The organism is Pseudoduganella sp. RAF53_2, from assembly GCF_052113985.1.
Lineage (GTDB): Bacteria > Pseudomonadota > Gammaproteobacteria > Burkholderiales > Burkholderiaceae_D > Rugamonas.
On the sequence record NZ_JBFRDW010000963.1, the window covers coordinates 1 to 1,499 of the forward strand.

General features: G+C 60.3%; 2 protein-coding genes. Both read left to right on the forward strand.

Annotation, left to right across the window (positions count from 1 at the left end):
- The coding region (locus AB4Z11_RS31445) for an SEC-C metal-binding domain-containing protein (RefSeq protein ID WP_442030063.1) at window positions 1-549 on the forward strand (549 nt) is incomplete at its 5' end.
- 75 nt (window positions 550-624) lie between these two features.
- A partial coding sequence (locus AB4Z11_RS31450; protein ID WP_442030065.1) for an acyltransferase family protein occupies window positions 625-1,499 on the forward strand: 875 nt, incomplete at its 3' end.

Below are 1,499 nucleotides of genomic sequence, written 5' to 3' on the forward strand. Positions count from 1 at the left end.
TCCATCACCGACGAAGACATCCTGGAACGCGTGATCGCCGCGGCGGATCAGCAATACCAGGCCAAGATCGACATCGTCGGCAAGGAAGCTTTCGGTGGCTTCGAACGCAATGTGATGCTGCAATCGGTGGACTCGCACTGGCGCGAGCACCTTGCCGCACTGGATCACCTGCGCCAGGGTATCCACCTGCGCGGCTATGCGCAGAAGAACCCGAAGCAGGAATACAAGCGCGAAGCCTTCGAGCTGTTCGGCCAGATGCTGGACATGATCAAGAACGAAGTGACCCGCATGGTGATGACGGTCCGCATCCAGTCGCGCGAAGAGATCGACGCGGCGGAAGCAGCGATGGCGCAGCCCCACGTGGAGAACGTGCACTACCAGCACGCCGATTTCAACCCGAACGCGGCACCGGAAGAACTGCTGGCGCCAACCGCGGCGCCGGAGCAGGTCGAAGCGATGCTGCAAATGGGCGTCAAGGTCGGTCGCAACGATCCTTGCCCATGCGGCAGTGGTAAGAAGTACAAAGCTTGCCACGGTAAGCTGGCGTAAAAAAGAAACCGGGGCTAGCCCCGGTTTTTTTGTGTCATCATGCTGTAAAAAGATTAACTTTTTGAAGAGCATCGCATGACACCTTCCGCATCGCTATTTCTTGATGCCGCGCGCTTCATTGCGGCGATGGTAGTTTTCCTCAGCCACCTGACCAATGTCAGCATCAACGCGGTCTTCCCCTGGGTGCGCTGGGGGCACGRAGCGGTGGTCGTGTTCTTCGTTATATCCGGCTATGTCATCGCTTACGTGACGGCGACGCGCGAGCGCGTATTCGCCGATTATGYGGCGGCACGGCTGGGGCGTTTGTATTCGGTGGTGGCGCCCGCGCTGGCGCTGACCCTGGTGCTGGATGGGGTAGGGATGTCGGTGGCGCCGGCACTTTATTCTTTGCCGGATCACCAGCAATCGCTTGTGCGTCTGCTCGCCAACCTCCTCTTCATGCAGGAGTCGTGGAACTTCACGATCACGGCGCTATCGAATCGCGCCTTCTGGTCGCTGGCCTTTGAGTTCTGGTATTACGTGATCTTTGCGGCCTTCTTCTTTGCGAAAGGGCGTGCGCGCGTCGTGCTCGTTGGGCTGTCGATGCTGGCTGCAGGACCGCGCATTGTGGCTTACTTTCCGCTGTGGCTCCTGGGGCTGGCGACTTATCACATCTCCGCCAGATGGGCGCCGTCGCCGGATATCAAATGGCCGGCGCGCATGCTGTGCGCCGCCACCATCATTGCCATGCTGTGGATGGGCAGTCCGCTCGCCTATATGAAGGACGCGATGGACGCGGCCTATCCTGACCGGATGCTGCATCTGGGCGGCCTTGCCATCTTTATCGGCGACCTGCCGCGGCTGCCTGCGGACTTGCTGCTGGGCGTGGTCTTCTCGGCGATGCTGTATTTCGCACAGGGCGAGCTGGCCAACGCACAAGCCTTCGCCGCCAGAGCGATTCGCTACCTGGC